The organism is Bartonella sp. PS17NMGDW (assembly GCF_042193555.1).
GTDB classification, from domain to species: domain Bacteria; phylum Pseudomonadota; class Alphaproteobacteria; order Rhizobiales; family Rhizobiaceae; genus Bartonella; species Bartonella grahamii.
On record NZ_JBHILY010000064.1, the window covers coordinates 1 to 1,284 of the forward strand.

Sequence of the window (1,284 nt, forward strand, 5' to 3'; positions counted from 1 at the left end):
CGTTATTATCTGTAGGGGCAGCAATAAAAGCAGGCATAGAGCTAGAACTATCCTTCAACTTTTGCAGCTTTAAATAACTATTTAAAGATAGTCCTTTGCCTTGTTCCCAACGACAAACAGAAGCTTGCTTAACACCTAAAATATCTGCTAATTCCTTTTGTGTTAGCGATAAACACTTTCGGATAGATTTAATCTTTAATTTTTCCTCTGTGTCCATTTGAGTTAAGCTCCTTAATTTTAACCATATACGCAATTGTATAGAGTTAATTAAAAAAAACAATAGATTTTTTTAATTTTAAAATCATAAGTAACTAATTATGACGAAAAATATCATTGCGACATTGCAAGTATTGCAATCTGAGTTTGGTCTTAATCAAAAAGATCTTGCCGATAGATTAAATGTAACCCAAGCCACCGTATCAAGATGGTTAGGAAGTGAATCAGATCCCAGAGGTTCACACAGAGACTCAATTCTAGAACTTTATAAAAGCTTAAAAGGTTATAATCAAATTACTACAGTTGTTCCTGTTATGGGGTATGTAGGAGCAGGATTAGAGATTGATACCGATGTTGAGCAAATCCCAGAAGATGGGCTTGAAACAATCGAAATACCATTTGATTTGCCTTTTGAAACAATAGGATTCATGGTTCGTGGAGATTCCATGTATCCCGTATATAAAGATGGTGATTTAATCGTAGTTAAACATCTGCAAACAAAGCCAATGAGCGATTATTACGGTGATGAAGTTGTCGTTCTAACAGAAGATAATAGGCGTTTCATCAAACAAATTACTCGCTCTTCAGAGGGCATTGTACTCAAATCATGGAATGCGCTACCTATTAAAAATGCAAAGATAAAATGGGTTGGAGAAATAGTTGCAATATTACCGCGCAAATCCTATCGTCTACTTATGAAGTAATCCCAATAAAGTTTTTGATTCTATTGCTTGTGAAGATGGCATTTAAGTGAAAATGCAAAAAAAATGAAATATATGCGATTTTTTGCTTGCTTATATTTATACATTTACGTATAAGTAATTATACAAACCACGCACAAACAATCGCCAAGAGGTGTTAGGGAGGAAAAATTATGGATAAGCCAATTCTTATAAATTCCGATGAAATTTTATTAGTTGTCTATGATGATGATCAAAACATTGGTCGGTCGGGACCGCTGGATGAAAGCCAAGTTCTAAAAATTATTGACGAGGCAGATGATGCAATCCAAATCTTTCGCATCAATCCTTCTGAGAATAATTGTGAAGATATCTCTGAAGAAATTGC

The 1,284-nt window shown here is 34.2% G+C and carries 2 protein-coding genes and 1 pseudogene; 2 read left to right on the forward strand and 1 reads right to left on the reverse strand.

The features are described from left to right. On the reverse strand, positions 1-217 hold a 217-nt coding region (locus tag ACFIJK_RS09225; protein WP_375627582.1), incomplete at its 3' end, for a helix-turn-helix transcriptional regulator. Between the two features lie 100 nt (positions 218-317). On the opposite strand from ACFIJK_RS09225, the gene ACFIJK_RS09230 reads away from it, so the two are divergent. Then, positions 318-920, forward strand: coding sequence for a S24 family peptidase (locus tag ACFIJK_RS09230; RefSeq protein ID WP_375627583.1), 603 nt, complete (start codon positions 318-320; stop codon positions 918-920). A gap of 170 nt (positions 921-1,090) precedes the next feature. After that, positions 1,091-1,284, forward strand: a pseudogene (locus tag ACFIJK_RS09235) (hypothetical protein); the annotation flags it as partial.

Bases quoted from the DNA above. Each gene is read 5' to 3' on its own strand.
- ACFIJK_RS09230 (WP_375627583.1), top strand. From the start codon at position 318: ATGACGAAAAATATCATTGCGACATTGCAAGTATTGCAATCTGAGTTT.